The following is a 21675-nucleotide window of genomic DNA, read 5'->3' as shown; positions in this document are numbered from 1 at the left end:
ACAATGAAAAATATAAAAACATATATAGCAGCATTAGGTCTTGTATCCATAATGGTTTCGTGTAATGACCTAGAAGATATAAACGTAAATCCGAGTTTTCCGGTTGATGTTTCGGCAACTGCTTTAATGCCTCCAATTGAACAGCAGATGGCTGTTGGACTGCAATTTGACAATCGTTGTCTCGGTCGTTACATACAAAACTTTAGTATTGCCACAGTTGGAGCGGTCGGAAGCGAATGGGATCGTTTTGGTTATCAAGCAAACAGCGATACGGGCGGTGAAATCTGGAAAATGACTTATTTTGCAATTGGTTTAAACTTAACCAAATTACAAGAAAAAGCGGCAGCAGAACAGCGCCATGACATTACAGGAATCTCAAAAGTAATTAGAGCCTGGACTTGGCAGGTTGCTACCGATTATCATTCTGAATTAATCAATTTTGATCAAGTTTTTACACAAAGACTTTCTTTTGATTATGTTTCTCAAGATAAAGTATACGCAGAAGTAGTGCGTTTATTGAATGAAGGTTTAACCGATTTGGATCGTACAGATGGAAATGTTTCTCAAACCTACACTGCCGGCGGTGACAAAATGTATGGCGGCGACCGCTCTAAATGGGTAAAATTTGCTTACGGGGTTTTAGCTCGAAATTTGAACAATCAAATCAACAAAGCTTCTTATAATCCTGATAAAGTTATTGAATACTGCGATAAATCATTGGCTTCTAATGCAGACAATGCTTTAATTAGATACAACGGAACTGTTGCTGCAGACATTAATTTTTACGGCCCGGGAAGAAACAATTTTAATACTTACCGTCAAACCGATTTTGCTGTAAGAACAATGGACGGAACTATTTTTGGAGGTGTAAAAGATCCTAGAATTTCGAGAGTCTTAGCTCCTTCTGTAGGGCTTTCTGAAACAGCTCCTAATTCTGCCGCAAACCCAGATGCGAGTAAATATACATTCAACGGAAATCCTTTAAACACAACGGCTTCTACAACTGCTACAAACGTAAGCAGAATTCCAAATATCTATGGAACTTATACTGCCGGAACTATTACAACGCCAGGAAGATATTTATTTAGAGATAAGGCTAATTTTCCGTTAATGACTTATTCTGAAATTCAGTTTATTAAAGCGGAAGCTGCTTTTATAAAAGGAGATAAAGCAATGGCTTTAGACGCTTACAGAAAAGCAATTGACGCCAATATTGATTTTGTAAATTCAAATACGGTTGTAAGCACAACTTTCCCGATTACCTCAACAATCACAGCGGCAGAAAAAACAGCGTTTTTAACGAATGTAAATATTGTTCCAAATGCTGCAGACTTGACGATCAGCCACATTATGCTTCAAAAATATGTTGCGCTATTTGGTTACGGAATGCTTGAAACATGGACCGATTTACGTAAATACCATTACGACAATGTAAATATTTACAAAACAATGAATCTTACTCCAAATGGAGGGATATTTGTGGACAATAACGGAAAAATGCCTTATCGAGTTCGCCCTAGATTTAACTCAGAATACGTTTGGAATTTTGACGCTTTAAAAGCCATTGGCGCAGATAAAGTTGATTACCATACTGTAGAAATGTGGTTTTCTCAACCGTAACTTATATCAACTAAAAACCGAATCAGATGAAAAATATATTCAATAATTTAAAAAAGTCAATCATTCCAATTCTTGGATTACTGGCTTTTACTTCTTGCGGGGATGAAAATGACTTTACACCTCAGCAGACTTTTGAAGGAATTGAAGGCGCCGCAAACGTAAAATTTGTACACAGTGCGGTAGGGCCAAATGGCACCAATTTTCAGATAAACTATTTTACAGGAACAGAAAAAATTACGGCAGTTGCTGTAAGTACTGGTATTCCTATCGGAATGGGCTATGGAGCCCAATATCCAATACCGATTAATTATGTATTAATGAAACCTGGAACACAGCCGTTGAGCGTTAAAACTCCTGCAACCCCAGCCGTTACTATTTATGATGGAAATATTGTGACAGAAAAAAACAAATATTACACTAGTTTTTTATTGTCTACGCCACCTTCGGTAACTCCTCCTGTTTATTCTCTTTATCAATTAAATGACGATTTAAGCGTTACCGATTTAGACGAAACAAAAGCTTATATTCGTTTTATAAATGTAATTAGCAATTCGGCACCAGCGGGTTATGATTTAGGTCTGTTAAAAGAAACTTCAATTATAGGCGCAACACCCGTTGTCACAAAAGAGGTGTATACTTATCGAAATGTAACCTTTAAAGGCGGTGACGAAAAATTTATCCCAATCGAACCCCAAGAACCAACGGATACCCGCGGTTATCAATTACAGGTTCGCGTGGCGGGTTCTCCAACAAATGTACCGGGAACGACCACCGGAACTACAATTGCAAATCTTGCCAACAATCCAGCCAGTGTAGCATTTGTGCCTAGAGCAGGAAGAATTTACACAATATATTGCCGAGGAATTATCGGCGGATTACCAACTGCTACAACAAACCCTCCAACTGTTACCTACATTACTAATAAATAATCTTAAAAAACCGAACCACTTTCAAATTGTAAAATGGTTCGGTTTTATCTCAGATTCCTCTTTATATCTTTATAAAAATGTAATTTTAATCGTAATTAAACTTTTATGCTATGTTTCAATTCTTTAAAAAAATCACATTTATTTTATTTTTAATTGCCTGCAATGCGGCATTTGCTTTTTCCTTAAAAGAGAAGGTTAAAAATAAAGTTCCAGTCTTAAATGAAATTAAAACCGGAGCCGACAATTACGAAAAATACCTTCCTTTATTAAAAGATAAAAAAGTTGGAATTGTAACCAATCAAACCGGAATTTTATCCAATAAAAAACATGTAGTTGATTTTTTACTAGAGAAAAAAACAGCGCTTCAAACCATTTTTGCTCCCGAACACGGTTTTAGAGGAACGGCAGATGCCGGTGAACATGTTGTGGACGGAAAAGACTCAAAAACCGGACTTCCGATTGTTTCACTTTACGGAGAAAATAGAAAACCAAAAGCGGCGCAATTGGCCAACATAGACATCATGATTTTTGATCTTCAGGATGTGGGAGCGCGTTTCTACACCTATATTTCTTCTTTGCATTATGTAATGGAAGCCTGCGCAGAAAACAACATTCCGCTTATTGTTTTCGACAGGCCAAATCCGAACGGAAGTATTGTAGACGGGCCTTTATTAGAAAAAGAGTTTACAAGTTTCGTGGGCATGCACCCAATTCCGCTATTACACGGCATGACTATAGGCGAATATGCACAAATGATAAACGGACAAAAATGGCTGAAAAATGATGTTCAATGTAAATTAACTATTATTCCTTGTGTCGATTACAAGAGAACAATGCCTTACAGCTTACTCGTAAAACCGTCACCCAATTTACCAAATGATCAATCGATAAATTTATATGCCAGTTTATGCCTTTTTGAAGGAACCAATGTAAGCATGGGACGCGGCACCGAAAAACAATTTCAAATTTACGGTTCGCCTTATTTAAAGAAAACAGGATTCAGCTTTACGCCAAAACCAAATTTTGGTGCAAAAGATCCGGTTTATAATGGGAAAGAATGTTTTGGCGAAGATTTAACTTCTTATCCAAAACTCCAGCAATTAGAATTAAAATGGCTTATCAAGGCCTACCAAAACACTGCTGATAAAACGAAGTTTTTTAATCCCTTTTTTATCAAACTTGCCGGAACTAAAAAATTGCAGCAGCAGATTGAAAAAGGAGTTTCTGAAAAAGACATCCGCGAAAGCTGGAAAAAAGATTTAGAAGCTTTTAAAATAATGCGAAAACAGTATTTGATTTATTAAAAATCAAAATCCCAAAAATCTACTATTTCACAAATCAAAAAAAAAAAGAAAAAATGAAAAATAAAACTCCAGAAACAGAGCAAGAATCTCTGTATAAGGACTTGGACCAAATGAGCGTGAAAGAACTGTTGACGAGCATTAATACAGAAGACAAAAAAGTACCGCATATAATTGAAGAACAGATTCCTAAAATTGAAAAACTGGTTAAAGCAATTGTAAAAAAAATGCAGCTGGGAGGTCGTTTATTCTACATCGGCGCAGGAACTTCTGGACGCATCGGAATCTTGGACGCTTCTGAATGTCCCCCTACCTTTGGCGTACCGCATGACCTGATTATCGGAATTATTGCGGGCGGTGATACAGCTATTAGAAAAGCGGTTGAAAATGCTGAAGACGATACCGAACAAGCTTGGAAAGATTTAGCTAAATTTGAAATTTCAAGTTTAGATTTCATTATCGGAATTGCGGCTTCTGGAAATACGCCTTATGTATTGGGCGCATTAAAAAAAGCAAAAGAACACAACATTAAAACAGCAAGTATTTCCTGCATCAGTAACGGATTAACAGCTCAGGAAGCCGATTTTCCGATTGAGTTAATCGTTGGGCCGGAATTCTTGACCGGAAGTACGAGAATGAAAGCCGGAACAGCGCAAAAACTGACGTTGAACATGATTTCGACTTCAGTAATGATAAAACTCGGAAAAGTAAAAGGCAACAAAATGGTAGACATGCAGCTGTCTAATGAAAAACTGGTAAAACGAGGCATCAAAATGATTATGGAAGAATTGGGTATTGAATATGATCTGGCCGAGGAATTACTGCACAAACACAAAAGCGTGCGAGCCGTTTTAATGGAAAAAACTAAAAAATAAAATTAAAACCTAAACCATAACCAAAAATGTCTTCTACAACCATCCTCATTTTCATATTAGTTTATTTTGGACTTTTACTTTTCATCTCAAATGTAATTAGTAAAAAAGGACAAGACAACGATTCTTTTTTCAAAGCCAATAAAAATTCTAAATGGTATTTGGTTGCTTTCGGCATGATTGGTACTGCGCTTTCGGGCGTAACTTTTATTTCTGTTCCAGGAGAAGTGGGCTCGCCAAACGGAGAACAATTCAAATATTTTCAATTTGTTTTAGGAAACGCCATTGGCTTTATCATCATTGCCAAAGTCCTGCTTCCACTCTATTACAGAATGAACCTGACTTCAATTTACAGCTATATTGAACAGCGAATGGGAGTCAAAAGTTATAAAACTGCTGCTTCAATTTTCTTAGTCAGCAGAACTATTAGTTCGGCTTTCAGATTATATTTAGTGGTCATTGTATTGCAGCGTTACGTATTCAACGACTTTAATATTCCATTTCCCGTAACCGTGCTTTTGGCCTTAGCCCTTATCTTTTTATACACTTTTAGAAGCGGTCTTAAAACGATTATTATTACCGACACCCTGCAGACTTTCTTTTTAGTAAGTTCTGTTTTTATCACCATTTATTTTGTCTGCGACAGTTTAGATTTAACGGTGCTCGAATCAGTTTCAACGATTCAAAAAAGCAATTATTCTAAAATATTTTTCTTCGATAATTTTTTGACGAGCAAGTACCACTTTGTAAAACAAATTCTCGGCGGTATGTTTGTAACCATTGCAATGACTGGACTCGATCAGGATTTAATGCAGAAAAACCTGAGTTGTAAAAACATTGGCGAAGCACAGAAAAACATGTTTACGTTTACTGGGATTTTTGTTTTGATCAACATTATATTTTTAAGTTTAGGCGCTTTATTATACATTTACGCTTCCAAAAACAATGTTCAAATTCCGTTAGATTTAGCATCAGGAAAACCAAGAACCGATTTACTTTTTCCAGAAATTGCTTTAAACCATTTATCGATTGTACCGGCTTTTATTTTCCTTTTAGGAATTATAGCTGCCACTTTTGCCACAACAGATTCGGCTTTAACCGCCTTAACCACTTCTTTTTGTGTTGATTTCCTTGGAATGGATAAAGCAGAAAACCTGAACAATAATAAGAATGTCAAAATCAGACATTGGGTGCATTTCGGATTCTCAATTTTACTTTTTCTGGTCATAATTGTTCTAAATTCTTTTAATGATGCCTCAGTTGTTGCCTTAATTTTCAGAGCGGCATCGTATACTTACGGCCCATTATTAGGTTTATACGCTTTCGGATTATTACAAAAATCAAGATTGGTAAACGACAAACTGATTCCGATAATCTGCATCATATCGCCAATATTTACGTATTTCTTAAGCGAAAATGCAGCACAATTATTCGGATATACTTTTGATAACGAATTGATTATCATCAACGGATTATTTACCTATATCGGAATTTATTTTACAAGCAGACAGTCCAGCGAAAGAATCTCTTTCTAAAAGCCAAAACAGCAATGCAAGATTGTGTATTGCCAAAAAATTATTTAATGAAAAATGTTATTATCAAAATAGGTCTTTTGACTGTGGTTCTTTTTTTCATCGTCAATTGCGGCGTTTCTAAAAGTAGTACAGCCACAGCAGCAGCAGCAGCAGCAAAACCTACTGCCACAGAAAACGACGAAGTTTATACTGCCAAAACCAAATCGGAAAGAAAGCCTTTTTTTAAAGATTCTGATACCGAAAACCACTGGTCAGACAGTATTTATGCCCAAATGTCTCTGGATGAAAAACTGGGTCAGTTGTTTTTTGTGAATGCCTATTCCAATAAAGATTCTGTACATGAAAATAAAGTCAAAGAATTAGTTTCTAAATACAAAGTCGGCGGTGTCATTTTTTTTCAAGGCGGTCCGATGCGTCAGGCTAAATTGACTAATATTTATCAATCAAAAGCCAAAGTGCCTTTGTTTATTGGTCTTGATGCCGAATGGGGATTGGCAATGCGTTTAGATTCAACCTATCGTTATCCGTGGAACATGACTTTGGGTGCGATTGAAGACCTGGCTTTACTGGAAAACGTCGGCCGCAATATGGGAATTGAATGCAAGAGAATGGGAATTCATTTTAATTTTGCGCCCGTTTTAGATATTAACACCAATCCGCTCAATCCAATTATCGGGAATCGTTCTTTCGGCGAAAGCAAAACCAATGTTGCCGAAAAAGCTGCTGCATTAATGAAAGGCATTCAAAGCCAAGGCGTTTTGTGCACCGGAAAACATTTTCCAGGTCATGGCGATACCGCCGTTGATTCTCATAAAACACTTCCTACAGTTTTACTTTCAAAAGAACAAATCGATCAGGTTGATTTATATCCGTACAAACAGCTTTTTGACGAAGGTCTGGCTTCTGTAATGGTAGCGCATCTTAACATTCCGAGTTTAGAACCAGCACAAAACATTCCTTCTTCGGCTTCTTACAATATTGTAACCGAACTGCTTCAAAAACAAATGGGTTTTGAAGGCTTAATTTTTACAGACGGCTTGGGCATGAAAGGCGCCAGCGATTTTAAACCTGTCGGCGATTTAGAACTGGCTGTTTTATTGGCTGGAAATGATATTTTTCTTTGTCCGGATGATGTTCCTAAAGCTCTAGAAAAACTAAAAATTTTCTATGCCAACGGACAGATCACAGAAGAACGTCTAGCACATTCGGTTAAAAAAATCCTGCATTACAAATTCAAAGCAGGTTTAAACAAATACAAACCTGTTGATTTAAAAAATTTAAAAGAAGATTTAAACAGTCCCGACAAAGATGCGCTTCATTATACTTTATATGAAAATGCAGTAACGGTTTTAAAAAATGAAAGAGAAATTCTTCCAATAAAAGACCTTACACAGAAAATTGCTTATGTAAAACTCGGAGAAGATGTGAACAGCGATTTTGTCACCACTTTAAAAAAATATACAGCAATTACAGAAGTTTCAAACATCAATGTTGATTCTTTAAATGCTGCATTAAAGAAATTTGACTTGGTTATTGTGAGTTATCATAAAGTAAACAAAGCTTGGGAAAAACATGATTTTAAATCGAACGAATTGTTCTTTTTAAATAAAATTGCCCAGAATAATAAAGTGATTTTAGATCTTTTTGCGAAACCTTACGCATTACTTCCGATCAAAAATTTTGATGAATTTGAAGGCTTGGTTGTTTCCTATCAAAACTCCCCTATTTCGCAGATCGTTTCGGCAGAAATTTTATTTGGTGCAAAAGGCGCAAAAGGAAAACTGCCCGTTTCTATAAATGACAACTTTAAAGTAAACGACGGACTTACTACCGAAAAAATTAATCGTCTGGCGTTTCAAATGCCCGAAAATGTCGGGATGAGTTCTGCTATTCTTTCTAAAATTGATGCTGTGGCACAAAAAGCAATTGACGGCAAAATGGCTCCGGGAATGCAGGTTTTGGTTGCCCGAAAAGGAAATGTAGTTTTTCAGAAATCATATGGCTATCACACTTACAACAAAGATGTAAAAGTCTCTAATACTGATCTGTACGACGTTGCTTCAATTTCTAAAATGATTTCGACGCTGCCCAATGTAATGCAGTTGTACGATAAAGAAAAAGTGACTTTAGATACCAAATTAGGAACGATGGTTCCGTTGTTTGCTAAATCGAATAAAAAAGACATTTCGTTTAAAGATTTATTAAATCATTATGCAGGACTGATCGCATGGGCTCCGTTTTACAAATCGACTTTGGATGCAAAAGGATATCCGTTACCGCAGTATTACAGAAAAATAGCCGAAAACAATTTTACTACAAAAGTTGCAGACAGTCTTTATATTAGAAATGATTATCATGATACCATAATGAAGTTTATTGCCGGCTCGCCTATCTCATTAAAAAAAGAATACAAATACAGTGATTTTACTTTTATCATTTTAAAAGAATATCTGGAAAAAGCAACCCATAAAAAGCTGGAAGATTTAAGTCAGGAAAACTTCTTTAATTCCTTGGGAATGAATTATACGACTTACAATCCGTTATTAAAATTTGACAAAAATGCAATTGCTCCAACTGAAATTGATACTTATTTCAGACATCAGTTAATTCAAGGATACGTGCACGATATGGCTGCTGCGATGGAAGGCGGTATTGCGGGTCACGCTGGAGTTTTTTCTAACGCCATGGATGTTGCTAAAATGATGCAGCTTTTTCTTCAAAAAGGAAGTTACGGCGGTGAACAGTATTTTACCGCTGCCACATTCGATACTTTTAACACTTGTTTTTACTGTCCTCAAGGCGTAGAAAGAGGTTTGGGTTTTGATAAAAGATTAGGCAAAGACGGCCCGACTTGTCAATGCGCTTCGGCTTCGAGTTTTGGACACACCGGTTTTACTGGAAACATGGCTTGGGTAGATCCAGAAAACGAAACTGTTTATGTGTTTTTATCTAATAGAACGTATCCTGAAATTGGTGAAGAAGGGAATAAATTAGCAAAAGAAAAAATAAGGGAAGAGATTCAAAAAATAATTTATGAATCTATTGACAAGTAATAATTAAATTTAGCATCGTAACATAGATTTTATTTCTTTGCAAAAAGAGTATCCAATAGAATTGCCGCAAAGACGCAAAGTTTTATTAAAAAACTAGCAATTTCAGCTGTTTTAAAAACGTATTTTCATGAATAAAAATATAAACGCACTATATCAAATTGCTCAAAAGAAAAGCCGAAAAATTATTGGCTTAATGTCGGGGACTTCGCTTGACGGATTGGATATTGCACTCTGCGAAATTTCAGGTTCCGGCGTCAATACCGACGTTAAATTACTTCAATTTGAAACCATCGATTATTCGGAAGAAATCAAAACAGAAATTCGAAAAGTATTCGCTAAAAAAACAATAGATTTTCAGCATTTGGTTTTGCTCAACGAATGGATTGGATCGCTGCACGCTTCAATGATTACTGAAAGTCTGGAAAAATGGAATATTGATCCGAAAGAAGTCGATTTAATTGCTTCTCATGGACAGACTGTTTTGCATGCTCCAAAATTTTTGCATCAGCAGGACAAATTTCCAAACGCTACTTTACAAATTGGCGACGGTGATCATATTGCGGTGCAAACAGGAATTATCACTTTATCAGACTTCAGGCAAAAACATGTTGCGGCAGGCGGTGAAGGTGCGCCATTAGCCGTGTATGGCGATTATTTTTTATTTGGAAAAGAAGGCGAAAACCGTATTATGCTCAACATTGGCGGAATTGCTAATTTTACTTATCTGCCGGCTGCTTTAAAAACCGAAAAAACTTTTGTAACCGATACTGGAACAGGAAATACTTTAATTGATCTCTTTGTAAAAAAATATTTCTTAGATAAAAGTTACGATAAAGATGCCGAAATAGCCAAACAAGGAACTGTAAATCAGTTACTATTGGATAACCTTAAAGACAATGCTTTTTTCAAAAAAGGATTTCCAAAAACAATCGGGCAAGAATTATTTAATACCGAATACGTCGAATTAGCCCTTTCTAAAAGTAATCTAACCGATATTTTAGCCCCCGATTTATTGGCGACTTTAACACGTTTTACTGCCGAAACCATTGCAGAAGCAATTCAATTTACGATTGAAAATACGAAGTATAAAATAGAAGATTTTAAAATCTATCTATCGGGAGGCGGTGCACACAATCCGTTATTAATGCAATGGCTGCAGGAATTACTGCCCTGCCAATTTTACAAAAGCGATGATTTAGGAATTAACAGCGATGCCAAAGAAGCCATTTTATTCGCCATTTTGGCCAATGAAACTGTTTCTGGAGGCGATTTTAATTTCGGAACTGCAAAAATTCCATCAGTAACGATGGGAAAAATTTCAATGCCGGATTAATTTGAATTGTAACGCGGATTTTACAGATTCGCTATCGCGAAATCGCTGATTTTCGCTGATTTTTAGAGTATCTTATATAAAAATTCCGTTTTTATACGTGTCTTCACGATAGTGAATCCGTAAAATCCGTGTCGAATTAATTTGCATCAAAACCATAAACTACTAACAAACCAAAACCATGAAAAAAGAACGATTAGCTTCATTGGACGTATTTAGGGGATTTACTCTTTTATTAATGACCATTGTTAACAATCCCGGAAGCTGGTCTGCTATATACCCGCCATTAGAACATGCAGAGTGGCACGGCTGCACACCAACCGATTTAGTTTTTCCTTTTTTCGTCTTTATAATGGGCACAGCAATACCTTTTGCCATACCGGTTAAACATCTTGATGGGGCTGTTTTTAATAAAATTTTAGTTCGTTCGCTGCGAATTTTCTGTTTAGGATTATCTTTAGGTTTTTTCGGCAGAATTCATTTATTTGGTCTCGAAGGATTAGCGCTTTTAGCTCTAAGACTTATTATTTTCTTTGGTATCGCTTATGCACTTTTGGGGAATTTTAGCATGAAAGTCAAAACCTACCTTGTTTTCGGGATCTTGGCTGTCTTACTTTTTCTAGCTTACAGCGGTTTAGAACATTTTGAAGATGTAAGGATTCCAGGTGTTTTACAACGAATCGCTGTCGTTTATTTCTTTACTTCTCTTTTATACTTAAAAACAAATTTAAAAACACAACTTGTAATCGCAGCGTCTATTTTAATCGGTTATTATGTATTATTGGCTTTTGTTCCTGTTCCAGGATTTGGTGATGCCAATTTTGACAAAGGAACCAATCTTGCTGCCTGGCTGGATAATTTAGTTTTAAAAGGACATTTATGGAGCGTTTCTAAAACCTGGGATCCAGAAGGAATTTTAAGCACTTTGCCCGCTATAGCAACAGGAATCACTGGAATGTTGATCGGACAGCTTTTAAATTTACCCATTTCTAAAACTGAAATCATAAAGAAATTATCTATTTCAGGAATAATTCTAATAGTCTCTGGACTGCTTTGGAATATTATATTTCCTATCAATAAATCACTTTGGACCAGTTCGTACGTATTGTATACCGCAGGTATTGCAACTATCTGTTTAACTATACTTTATTATATTATTGATGTGGCCGATTATAAAAAATGGGCCAAGTTATTTTTGATCTGGGGAGTAAATCCAATGATTGTTTTTTATTTTTCTGGAATAATTCCGAGAGTTTTGAGTTATATAAAAATATCGCATCCAGAAACCGCAGGAGAAGAAATCAACCTTCAATCCTATATCTATGAATTTGGAATTGTGCCTAATTTTGAAAATCCATTAAATGCCTCTTTGGCTTATGCTTTGTTATATGCCGTTTTCTGGTCAATCATCTTATGGATTTTATACAAAAGGAAGCTGCTTTTCAAAGTTTAGCTCTTTAGAAAGAATGGTATTATTATTGCGAAATTTAAATTTCTTATAATCATCTAAAAAAACTATTTTTGGTTTTTGTTAAAAACTTTGAAATGCATAAAAATCAGTATCTAATATTCTCTGCCCTATTTATATTACTCGTTTCGACGATTGCTCACGCGCAGGAAAAAATACTGCATCCAAAAAACGAATTCAGAGGTGTTTGGATTGCCACTGTAGTCAATATTGACTGGCCTAAAACTGCGTCGGATAATGTAGAGAAAGAAAAAGCTGATTATCTTGAAATTTTAGAGGCTTATAAAAAACTAAATTACAATGCCGTTATTGTTCAGGTAAGAAGTGTCGGTGATGCTTTTTATCCATCAGAATTTGCGCCTTGGTCCCGTTTCTTGACTGGAAAAGAAGGTTTGGCACCAACCCCTTATTATGATACTCTGGCTTGGATGATTGAACAGGCGCATAATAGAGGCTTTGAGTTTCACGCCTGGCTGAATCCATACCGTGCAACTTTCGATTTAAACAAAAACCTGTTAAGTCCGGGGCACGATATATTTAAACACCCTGAATGGATGATTGAATACGGAGGCAAATACTATTACGATCCGGCGCTTCCAGAAGTTCAGGCGCATTTAACAAAAGTGGTAAAAGAAGTAGTTGATAAATACGATATTGATGCGATTCATTTTGATGATTATTTTTATCCGTATGCCGTTCCTGGAAAAGTATTTAATGATACTGCTTCGTACCGAAAATACGGTACAGGTTTAAGCCTTGCCGATTGGCGTCGTGCGAATGTAAGCAACTTTGTACATGCTATTTCGAACACGATAAAAGAAAGCAAACCTTGGGTACAGTTCGGAATCAGTCCGTTTGGAGTTTGGCGCAATAAATCGAAGGATCCAAAAGGTTCAGAAACACAATCTACTTCTAATTACGACGATTTATACGCCGATCCTATTTTATGGATGGATCAAAAATGGATTGATTATATCATGCCGCAATTGTATTGGAGCATGAATAATCCGAGAGCATCTTATTCTAAGTTGGTAAAATGGTGGGCAGAAAACTCTAATAATGCTGCTGTTTATATTGGGCATGCCCCATACAAAATTAGAGGTGATGGGGATAAAAGCTGGAATTTTGCAACCGAAATCCCTACGCAGGTAGATTTTGCGAGAAGCTTTAAAAATGTTTCTGGAAGTGCTTATTTCAGTGCTAAATGGTTTATGGGCAAAAATTTTGATGTGGTACGTCTGTTAGAAGAAAACCAATATAAATATCCTGCGCTTCCGTTAGCTGTTCCAAATTTAAGACACGTTATTATCGATAAACCTCAAGTTGTTGAGTACAATAAAGACAGTATCAAATATAATTTTACATTCAAAAGTCCACTTAATACAAGAGTTCGCTATATGGTTGTTTATGGAGGCGAACATACTTCTAAAGTAGACATTAACGACCCTTCAAAAATTATAGAAAAAGTTACCATAAAAGAGGTTGACGGAAAAATTACCTTTGCCATCGCAGGCGGAAAACTGAATCTTTACAAAGCCTGCGCAGTCACTTTTATTGATTATTATGCTAATGAAAGCTCACCAACCACAATAGATTTAAAGAAATCACTTAAAAACTATATTCCAGCTCAGCCTAATGAAAACAGATAATAAACCTTGGTTTTGGATTCCGCTTCTTAATTTTGCTTCAGGATTACCTTACGCCGTAATTATTTCGGTTTCAGTAATTATGTACAAAAATCTTGGCATTACAAATGAAGATATTGGAGTTTACACCAGTTTATTATATCTTCCTTGGGTTATAAAACCGCTTTGGAGTCCTTTTATAGAATTAAACGGAACTAAAAGAAAATGGTTTTTATCGATGCAACTGTTAATTTCTATTGCATTTTTATTAGTCGGATTTACTATTCCTGCTAATGGATTTTTCATGATGACACTTGCCATTTTTTGGGTTGCCGCTTTTGCTTCTGCCTCAAATGATATTGCGAGTGACGGTTTTTATTTATTGGTTTTACCTAAAGAACAACAGTCTTTTTTTCTTGGAATCAGAAGTACTTTTTACAGACTTTCGATGCTTGCCGGAAACGGATTAATTGTACTTTTTGCTGGTTATTTAGAACATAAATACGGTGATAATACAAAAGCTTGGTCATATACAATGATTTGTGTTGGTTTGTTAATGACTTTTATAACTATTTACAATTTCATTTTTACTCCAAAAAACGAAATCAATGCGGTTGCAAACAATAAAGAAGCTCACAAAAACCAAAACTTTGCTACCGTTTTCGTAAGTTTTTTCAAGAAAAAACAAATTGGTTTAATCCTGGCTTTTATTTTAGTTTTCAGATTAGGAGAATCGCAATTACTAAAAATGTTAAGTCCGTTTTTATTGGATGGAAAAGAACTAGGCGGCATGGGATTAGATACCGAAGCCGTTGGGATAATTTACGGAACTTTTGGTGTCAGCGCTTTAACTCTGGGAGGAATTTTAGGCGGAATTGCCATTTCTAAACAAGGTCTTACCAAATGGATGCTTCCAATGTTTTTAGCGATGCATTTACCAATTATTGGATTCATTTTATTAGCCTTTTTTCATCCAGCCTCTATTTATTACATTTATGCCGTCGTGATTTTAGAACAATTTGGTTATGGTTTTGGATTTACAGGTTTCATGATGTATTTGATTCATGTTGCCGAAGGAGAATCAAAAACAGCACACTATGCATTGGCAACTGGTTTTATGGCATTAGGAATGATGCTTCCAGGAATGTTAAGCGGTTTTATACAACAATATTTAGGCTATCAAAACTTCTTTATTTGGGTTTCCATCGCCACAATTCCAGGTCTTATTTTATCACGTTTTTTAATTTTCCCGAAAGATTTTGGGAAAAAACAAGAAGAAGTTTAACCCCAAATCAAACATCTTAACTATGGAAATCAATGAAAATCTACAGAACGAACGCAATCTAAAAGGATCAGAGTTCGAGAAAAATGGAAATCTAGAAAAAGCAATTGAGTTGTATGAAGAAAATGTAACCGAAGGCTTTAAAGGAAATCACCCGTACGATCGCTTGGCGACAATCTACAAAAACCAGCTTGATCTGGAAAATGAAATTCGGGTTCTTGAAAAAGCAATTGTAGTGTACGAAGAAATTACTATTGAAGACCGATTAGAAGGTCTGCCAAAACTTTTCCGTTTTAAGAACAGACTAGAAAAAGCTATTGAAACCAAAAAGCAATTGGCGAAACAAAAGAAAGCTAAACTGAAATAAAACATCGAATTCAATTTTTAATTTGTTTGTAATCTCATGACATTAAATCTAAAAATGTTGTCAATAACTGCAATTTTACTGTTGTTGTTTTCATGTGGAAAATCAAATGAAAAGAAAAAAGATGCTGTAATTAAAAAAGATTCTATTTCAAAAACTTTTGTAGAAACAGAAAAAGATGCAGAAATTGAAGATGACAGTTTAGCATTTAAAAAAGTTTTATCTGATGCTTTAAAAATTGCCAGCCAAAACAGTGATAAGAATAAGTTTCAAAAAAAATATGTACTCTCGTCTGGACTTGAAGTGGAATTAAATCTGGATCATCATTTCACAAAAGATTTTCCTCATTTAATCATTCACAGATATGGCAGATATGGAGTTTATATAGATATTTATTCAAAAGAAGATCATAAATTTGAAAAGGTGATCTCTCATGAGATAGAGACAATTACTTATCGCAACGATACTATCAGGGATATTAACGGAGACGGATTAAAAGATTTTGTCGTTGAATGGTACGGTGCTATTGGCTGTTGTTTAAAAGCTTTTAGCAATGTTTACCTTTTAAGACAGGATAAAAAAACATTTTCAAAAAACTTTGAATTTATTAATCCTACCTTTTCTCAACAGGAAAAAATAATAAGAGGCATAAATTATGGGCATGCCGGATATACTGCAATGTATAAATATCAATGGAATGGCGAGGCAGTAGATACCTTAGAATCTGTAGCATATGAAATGAATAAAGAAGAGAAAAAAACAGGAAAAATAATTATTTATAAATACAGAGCCGACAACAAAAAGAAAATCATAGTAGATTCAATACCGGATGAATATAAAAACATTGAAGGAATTGACTGGTTTACAGGAAAAGGTTTTGAATAAAAATAATTCATAAAACAAAAACAAAAAATCATGACTACCATAAAACGAACCAATTCAGACGATATTGATTTTATAAATCTGGTTGCTTTATTAGATCAGGATTTAGCGATTAGAGACGGCGAAGATCATGCGTTTTACAATCAGTTTAATAAAACCGATAAAATAAAACATGTAATTGTTTATTATGAAAATGAAGTTCCTGTTGGCTGTGGTGCTTTTCGCGAAAAAGAAACCGGCAAAACCGAGATCAAACGAATGTATGTGCATCCGGATCATCGCAAAAAAGGAATTGCTTCTGCCATTTTAAACGAATTGGAAATCTGGGCAAAAGAAGCTGGTTATATTTATACCATTCTTGAAACAGGAAAAAATCAGCCCGAAGCCATCAACTTATACCAAAAACTAAATTATACCATCATTCCAAATTATCCGCCTTACGAGAAAATGGATAATAGTGTCTGCATGAAAAAGACTTTATAATAATGAAAATGACAGCCGAAGCATTACGACAAAGAATAGGACAATTTTTCTTTCCTGCTGTATTCATCAACGATACCGAAGAAAACATTCAGGAAACCGAACGCCTTATTAAAGAACATAATATTGGCGGACTGACCTTTTTTCACAGTCGTGCGAGCGCTGCAACCAATTATGAAAGCAAGAAAAAAGTCGTTTTTAACGATGACAGCTACGAAAAAATTAAATCCTTAATTGTTCGTTATCAAAAAGCAGCTTCAACGCCCCTTTTAATCAGTATTGATGCCGAATGGGGATTGGCAATGCGAATCGAAAAAACACCCCAATATCCTTATGCGATTACACTTGGCGCTTTACCTTCAGCTAAATCTCATTTAGTTTACGAAGTCGGAAAACAAATTGGCCTGGATTTAAAAGCTGCCGGAATTCAGTACAATTTAGCGCCATTGGCCGACATCAACAACAACCCGAATAATCCCGTTATTGGATATCGTTCTTTTGGCGAAAACAAAGAAAAAGTAGCCGATTTTGCGATTCAATATTTAAAAGGACAATCAGAAGCTGGAGTTTTAGGGTGTTTAAAACATTTTCCGGGACACGGAAACACAAACGTAGATTCTCATTTAGGGTTACCCGTTTTAAAGGAAACTTTAGAAGAATTATTAGAAAACGAATTGTATCCGTTCATCAAAGGAATTGAGAATAATGTCGATTCGATTATGATTGGACATTTGGCCGTTCCGAGTTTAAACGATGGAAAAGATACCTCAGCAACTTTATCAAAAGCCGTAATTCAGGATTTACTAAGAGATAAATTAGGTTACGATGGTTTAGTAATTTCTGATGCCCTCAATATGCACAGCGTTTCAAAATTATATGATACGAAAGGCGAATTGGAATGGGAAGCATTTAATGCCGGAAATGACGTTTTATGTTTTGCCGAAAATGTTCCCGAAGGAATTGAAGCCATCTTTAAAAATGCTTCTCCAGACCGAATATTTGAAAGTTATAACCGAATAATGAAAGCCAAAGAAAAAGCAGGCATTCTTTCTGGAAATACTGCAGCTTCAGGCGAATTAAACTTTGAAAAAACATCCGAATTAAATCTCGAAGTTGCTCAAAACACTATTACAAAAATCATAGACAATTCAAATCCTGAATTGATTTTTGAAGCACAGAAAAACAAGCAATTAGCAAAACTGAGTTTGTATAAAAATACAGAAAATACATTTTTCAAAACTTTAAACTCAGCATTACAATCCCCAGAGTTTTCTTTTGAAAATCTTGAAAATTCAAGCCTTCAAGAAATTGAAAAAAATCTGGAAGGTTTTGAAACGATTTTAATTGCAATTTTCCCTCCAAAAGCAAAGCCCTTAAACAATTTTGAAATTGATACCGAAGTATTTGATTTACTTTCCAATCTGCTTCAAACTAAAAAGTGCATTGTTTACGTCTTCGGAAATCCGTATGTAATGCCTCTAATTCCCAATTTAAAAAATGCTGTAGAACTCTTACAAGCGTATCAGGATTTTGATGAATTTCAAAAAACAGCAGCTGAAAAAATTTTAGCTAAAATTTCGCATAACGGAATCTTGCCCGTAAACATTGAAATTCAATGAGTTAAAAACTTAAATAGCCAAAATTTATCAACTTATAAGTTTTTATAATCACATCTTATTGTAATCAACTGGACTTATCCCCTACTTTTGCATCAGAAATAAATTTTTAACGTAAAACGAAAAATATGTCTTTAGTAGGAAAAAAATTCCCAAGTATTGCAGTAGATGCTATCTCAGAAATGGGTGATAATTTAAAAATCAACATTTTTGAAGAAGCAGTAAACAACAACAAAAAAGTACTATTGTTCTGGTATCCAAAAGATTTTACTTTTGTATGTCCAACAGAATTACACGCCTTTCAAGCTGCATTACCAGAATTCGAGCAAAGAAATACTATCGTAATCGGAGCTTCTTGCGACACAAACGAAGTGCACTTTGCGTGGTTAAACACTCCAAAGAATAATGGTGGTATCGAAGGTGTAACTTACCCAATCTTAGCAGATACAAACCGTAACTTAGCTAACATTTTAGGTATTCTTGATATCGAATCTACAAGCTACAGCGAAGATACTGATTCAGTTATCATCGAAGGTTCAAACGTAACTTACAGAGCTACTTACCTTATTGACGAAACTGGAAAAATCTTCCACGAAAGTGTTAACGATATGCCATTAGGACGTAACGTAAACGAATACTTAAGAATGGTAGACGCTTACACACACATCCAGACTAAAGGTGAAGTTTGTCCTGCAAACTGGGAAGCTGGTAAAGAAGCAATGTCTGCTGACAGAGTTAGTACTGCTGAATACTTAAGCGCAAACTAATTTTTATACAAGGTACAAAGGTTCAGAGGTGCAAAGTGGCAAAGGCTCTCTTGCTGCTTATAAACAAAGTCCAAGACTTTGCCCCTGAACTTTTGTTACTTTAAGATCTTTTCTAATTAAATACAACAGAGGTCAAATGCAAAACAACCTAGTTTTGCAAAACACTTTTTATACAAAGTTCCAAAACTTTGTCCCTTTGAACCTTTGTAACTTTGAACCTTAAAAAAATAAACAAATGTTAATCGACTTAAACGAAGATACGTTAGCAGATTTAATTGCTAAAAACGAAAAAGTAGTAGTACAATATTCAGCTTCATGGTGTGGAAACTGCCGTATTATGAAACCAAAATTCAAAAAATTAGCAACAGAAAATGAAGCTATCACTTTTGTTTTGGTTGATGCAGAAAATTCTCCAGAATCAAGAAAATTAGCCAATGTAAGCAATCTGCCAACATTTGCAACTTTTGTAAACGGACAATTGGTTGGCGAAACACAAACCAACAAGCAAGAAGTTTTAATCGATCTTGTAAACGCAATTGCTTAAATTCAGATTAGTTAGACTGGCTTAGATTTTTAGACTTCTTAGAAGTTGTCTACAAACTTTAAAAAAGTCTAAGAAGTCTAAGAATGTCTAAAAATCTAAGAAGTCTAAAATTATGAAATTACCAGTAATAAAGCATTTAACGCAATTCATCGAAGAAAACGATCAGGATTACATTATAGAAACCATTGAAGTTCTAGAAGCAATGACAGAGATTCCGTCCCTAAAAGACGAAGAATTGGACGTAATCGGCGAATTAATTTCAAATATGTACGGTGCCCTTGAAGTTCAAAAACTTGTAGCTCAAGGAACTGATAAAAAAGAAGCTTTAAATACGTTTATGAAACGTGTTTTAGGTTCTATCGATAAATAATCGAGCCTCCTTTTCAAAAAAAAACAAAAAACATGACAGGAAAGCGTTTCTATTTTAGGGACGCTTTTTTTAGTATTCAGTGGTCAGGTTTTTAGTGTTCAGTTGCAGTTTCCCAGCTCACGCTTCAAGTCATGTTTGTCAGGCTGAGCAGAGTCGAAACCCACACAAGCAGCTCTGCAAACTAAATGGCTAATCTTTGCTGGGCTTCGACTCCGCTCAGCTTGACAAACTAAGTCTACAATCTATCTATACTTCAAAATCTCCATTCCCCATTCCCCATTCCCCATTCTACATTCTAAAATCTAAAATCTATCCCGAGGCTTCGGGACTAAAATCTACATTCTAAAATCTAAAATCTGGGCGAGCCACCATCGCGATAAAAGGGCAAATTCACTTTTCGCTTATTCGCCCTTTTATCGCGATGCTGTCGGGCTATCCGCGCTACTTCGGTAGCCAGCTTCTATCCCTCTCGCGGGTAAACGTTTTCAGTTGTGGTTTTCAGTCTCAATTTCTATAAACTATTTCGAATAACACTTTGACAAAGTTGAATACAAAGAGTCCCAAATAAAGAGAACATCATTCTTCCAAACAAAAGTTATGACTAGAAATAATTTGACAAAAAATGGCAAATTCGTGAATTCGTGGCTATTAAAAAGGAGTCCTTAATCTCTCCTTAAACCGTTAACAAATACTTTTAGATTCAAATATTAATCCTTACTTTTGAGCCTCATTAATTTTAAATAAAAAACATGGCATCTATCACATTAGGAGGAAATCCAGTACATACATCAGGCGAGTTACCAGCAGTTGGTTCACAATTAGCTGACTTCAAATTAGTTCAAAACGATTTATCAACAGCTTCATTAAGCACCTTTGCTGGTAAAAAATTAGTTTTAAACATTTTTCCAAGTGTAGATACAGGAACTTGTGCAACATCTGTTAGAACATTTAACGCTAGTGCAAGTAATTTAGAAAACACAACCGTTTTATGTATTTCTAGAGATTTACCTTTTGCTCAAAAACGTTTCTGCGGTGCTGAAGGTTTAGAAAATGTAGTAAATTTATCTGATTTTCAAACAGGTGCTTTTGGTAAAGCAAATGGTTTAGAAATTACTGACGGGCCTTTAGCAGGTTTACATTCAAGAGCAATCATTGTTGTTGATGAATCTGGAAAAGTAATCCACACAGAACAAGTTGCAGAAATTGCAAACGAACCAAATTACGAAGCAGCTTTAGCAGCACTATAATATTTCCTCTTAAATGGAGTTTCAAAAAGATAACACTTTTGTTACGGGTCGCTTAAAAAGCATGAAATATGCCTTTAATGGAGCCGTAAAATTAATAAAAACAGAACACAGCATAATGGTTCAATTCTCCTTAGGGATTATCATGACCATAGCTGGGTTTTATTTTCAGATTTCACAAACCGAATGGCTTTGCCAAACCTTAGCCATCGGTTTTGTTTTAAGCATTGAAGGATTAAATACAGCAGTTGAAAAAATAGCCGATTTTATCCACCCCGATTTTAGCAGACGAATCGGTTTTATTAAAGATATTGCTGCAGGGGCAGTATTTTTTGCTGCAATGACTGCAATCGCAATAGGCTTGATTATTTATATTCCAAAATTTATTTAGGC

At 35.3% G+C, this 21675-nt stretch carries 19 protein-coding genes; all 19 read left to right on the top strand.

From position 1 onward, the window contains the following. Nucleotides 1–3 precede the first annotated feature (3 nt). The 19 genes from C4F50_RS00940 to C4F50_RS00850 all read left to right on the top strand — a co-directional run bounded on the left by C4F50_RS00940 (nt 4) and on the right by C4F50_RS00850 (nt 21673). On the top strand, nt 4–1620 hold the full coding sequence (locus C4F50_RS00940) for a SusD/RagB family nutrient-binding outer membrane lipoprotein (RefSeq protein ID WP_193844562.1): 1617 nt from the start codon (nt 4–6) through the stop codon (nt 1618–1620). Nucleotides 1621–1646: 26 nt separating this feature from the next. Then, a complete protein-coding gene (locus C4F50_RS00935) occupies nt 1647–2549 on the top strand; it encodes a hypothetical protein (protein WP_193844561.1) in 903 nt (300 codons plus the stop codon). Between the two features lie 110 nt (nt 2550–2659). Then, a complete protein-coding gene (locus C4F50_RS00930; protein WP_193844560.1) occupies nt 2660–3853 on the top strand; it encodes an exo-beta-N-acetylmuramidase NamZ family protein in 1194 nt (397 codons plus the stop codon). Nucleotides 3854–3870: 17 nt separating this feature from the next. Further along, the gene (gene murQ / locus C4F50_RS00925) at nt 3871–4725 is read left to right on the top strand and encodes an N-acetylmuramic acid 6-phosphate etherase (RefSeq protein ID WP_348536982.1); all 855 of its coding nucleotides are present in this window, start codon (nt 3871–3873) and stop codon (nt 4723–4725) included. Between the two features lie 26 nt (nt 4726–4751). After that, nucleotides 4752–6257, top strand: a complete 1506-nt coding sequence (locus C4F50_RS00920; RefSeq protein ID WP_193844558.1) for a sodium:solute symporter — start codon at nt 4752–4754, stop codon at nt 6255–6257. Nucleotides 6258–6304: 47 nt separating this feature from the next. Beyond that, a complete protein-coding gene (locus C4F50_RS00915; RefSeq protein WP_193844557.1) occupies nt 6305–9310 on the top strand; it encodes a serine hydrolase domain-containing protein in 3006 nt (1001 codons plus the stop codon). A gap of 127 nt (nt 9311–9437) precedes the next feature. Continuing rightward, nucleotides 9438–10643: an anhydro-N-acetylmuramic acid kinase gene (locus tag C4F50_RS00910; protein WP_193844556.1), complete on the top strand. Its 1206-nt coding sequence runs from the start codon at nt 9438–9440 to the stop codon at nt 10641–10643. A 178-nt stretch (nt 10644–10821) separates the two neighbouring features. Further along, nucleotides 10822–12093: an acyltransferase family protein gene (locus C4F50_RS00905; RefSeq protein ID WP_193844555.1), complete on the top strand. Its 1272-nt coding sequence runs from the start codon at nt 10822–10824 to the stop codon at nt 12091–12093. Between the two features lie 92 nt (nt 12094–12185). After that, entirely contained in the window at nt 12186–13757 is a 1572-nt protein-coding gene (locus C4F50_RS00900) for a glycoside hydrolase family 10-like protein (RefSeq protein ID WP_193844554.1), read from the top strand. After that, complete coding sequence (locus C4F50_RS00895) at nt 13744–15018, top strand: MFS transporter (protein WP_193844553.1); 1275 nt, start codon at nt 13744–13746, stop codon at nt 15016–15018. Before C4F50_RS00900 ends, C4F50_RS00895 begins: the two co-directional genes overlap by 14 nt. Before the next feature lie 22 nt (nt 15019–15040). Then, complete coding sequence (locus tag C4F50_RS00890; protein ID WP_193844552.1) at nt 15041–15382, top strand: hypothetical protein; 342 nt, start codon at nt 15041–15043, stop codon at nt 15380–15382. Between the two features lie 54 nt (nt 15383–15436). Next, entirely contained in the window at nt 15437–16264 is an 828-nt protein-coding gene (locus tag C4F50_RS00885) for an XAC2610-related protein (RefSeq protein WP_193844551.1), read from the top strand. Nucleotides 16265–16294: 30 nt separating this feature from the next. After that, nucleotides 16295–16744 (top strand): GNAT family N-acetyltransferase, encoded by a 450-nt coding sequence (locus C4F50_RS00880; protein ID WP_193844550.1) that lies wholly within the window; start codon nt 16295–16297, stop codon nt 16742–16744. Nucleotides 16745–16746: 2 nt separating this feature from the next. Beyond that, a complete protein-coding gene (locus tag C4F50_RS00875) occupies nt 16747–18360 on the top strand; it encodes a glycoside hydrolase family 3 protein (RefSeq protein WP_193844549.1) in 1614 nt (537 codons plus the stop codon). Nucleotides 18361–18485: 125 nt separating this feature from the next. After that, the gene (locus C4F50_RS00870) at nt 18486–19124 is read left to right on the top strand and encodes a peroxiredoxin (RefSeq protein WP_057119327.1); all 639 of its coding nucleotides are present in this window, start codon (nt 18486–18488) and stop codon (nt 19122–19124) included. A gap of 235 nt (nt 19125–19359) precedes the next feature. Continuing rightward, nucleotides 19360–19668 carry a thioredoxin family protein gene (locus tag C4F50_RS00865; RefSeq protein ID WP_193844548.1) on the top strand — a complete coding sequence of 103 codons (309 nt, stop codon included), beginning with the start codon at nt 19360–19362 and terminating at the stop codon, nt 19666–19668. A gap of 112 nt (nt 19669–19780) precedes the next feature. Next, the gene (locus tag C4F50_RS00860) at nt 19781–20038 is read left to right on the top strand and encodes a DUF6952 family protein (RefSeq protein WP_008462029.1); all 258 of its coding nucleotides are present in this window, start codon (nt 19781–19783) and stop codon (nt 20036–20038) included. Nucleotides 20039–20787: 749 nt separating this feature from the next. Next, nucleotides 20788–21285, top strand: a complete 498-nt coding sequence (gene tpx / locus C4F50_RS00855) for a thiol peroxidase (RefSeq protein ID WP_193844547.1) — start codon at nt 20788–20790, stop codon at nt 21283–21285. Between the two features lie 13 nt (nt 21286–21298). Then, nucleotides 21299–21673, top strand: a complete 375-nt coding sequence (locus C4F50_RS00850) for a diacylglycerol kinase family protein (protein ID WP_193844546.1) — start codon at nt 21299–21301, stop codon at nt 21671–21673. Nucleotides 21674–21675: the final 2 nt, after the last annotated feature.

It is taken from the genome of Flavobacterium hungaricum (assembly GCF_015182285.1).
GTDB lineage: Bacteria > Bacteroidota > Bacteroidia > Flavobacteriales > Flavobacteriaceae > Flavobacterium > Flavobacterium hungaricum.
Note: the sequence above shows the minus strand (reverse complement) of the source record. Positions and strands in the feature narration are given on the sequence as shown.

Bases quoted from the DNA above. Each gene is read 5' to 3' on its own strand.
- C4F50_RS00920 (WP_193844558.1), top strand. From the start codon at position 4,752: ATGTCTTCTACAACCATCCTCATTTTCATATTAGTTTATTTTGGACTT.
- C4F50_RS00885 (WP_193844551.1), top strand. From the start codon at position 15,437: ATGTTGTCAATAACTGCAATTTTACTGTTGTTGTTTTCATGTGGAAAA.
- C4F50_RS00850 (WP_193844546.1), top strand. From the start codon at position 21,299: ATGGAGTTTCAAAAAGATAACACTTTTGTTACGGGTCGCTTAAAAAGC.
- C4F50_RS00870 (WP_057119327.1), top strand. From the start codon at position 18,486: ATGTCTTTAGTAGGAAAAAAATTCCCAAGTATTGCAGTAGATGCTATC.
- C4F50_RS00905 (WP_193844555.1), top strand. From the start codon at position 10,822: ATGAAAAAAGAACGATTAGCTTCATTGGACGTATTTAGGGGATTTACT.
- C4F50_RS00940 (WP_193844562.1), top strand. From the start codon at position 4: ATGAAAAATATAAAAACATATATAGCAGCATTAGGTCTTGTATCCATA.
- C4F50_RS00915 (WP_193844557.1), top strand. From the start codon at position 6,305: ATGAAAAATGTTATTATCAAAATAGGTCTTTTGACTGTGGTTCTTTTT.
- C4F50_RS00890 (WP_193844552.1), top strand. From the start codon at position 15,041: ATGGAAATCAATGAAAATCTACAGAACGAACGCAATCTAAAAGGATCA.
- C4F50_RS00900 (WP_193844554.1), top strand. From the start codon at position 12,186: ATGCATAAAAATCAGTATCTAATATTCTCTGCCCTATTTATATTACTC.
- C4F50_RS00935 (WP_193844561.1), top strand. From the start codon at position 1,647: ATGAAAAATATATTCAATAATTTAAAAAAGTCAATCATTCCAATTCTT.
- C4F50_RS00930 (WP_193844560.1), top strand. From the start codon at position 2,660: ATGTTTCAATTCTTTAAAAAAATCACATTTATTTTATTTTTAATTGCC.
- C4F50_RS00865 (WP_193844548.1), top strand. From the start codon at position 19,360: ATGTTAATCGACTTAAACGAAGATACGTTAGCAGATTTAATTGCTAAA.
- C4F50_RS00895 (WP_193844553.1), top strand. From the start codon at position 13,744: ATGAAAACAGATAATAAACCTTGGTTTTGGATTCCGCTTCTTAATTTT.
- C4F50_RS00860 (WP_008462029.1), top strand. From the start codon at position 19,781: ATGAAATTACCAGTAATAAAGCATTTAACGCAATTCATCGAAGAAAAC.
- tpx (WP_193844547.1), top strand. From the start codon at position 20,788: ATGGCATCTATCACATTAGGAGGAAATCCAGTACATACATCAGGCGAG.
- C4F50_RS00910 (WP_193844556.1), top strand. From the start codon at position 9,438: ATGAATAAAAATATAAACGCACTATATCAAATTGCTCAAAAGAAAAGC.
- C4F50_RS00880 (WP_193844550.1), top strand. From the start codon at position 16,295: ATGACTACCATAAAACGAACCAATTCAGACGATATTGATTTTATAAAT.
- C4F50_RS00875 (WP_193844549.1), top strand. From the start codon at position 16,747: ATGAAAATGACAGCCGAAGCATTACGACAAAGAATAGGACAATTTTTC.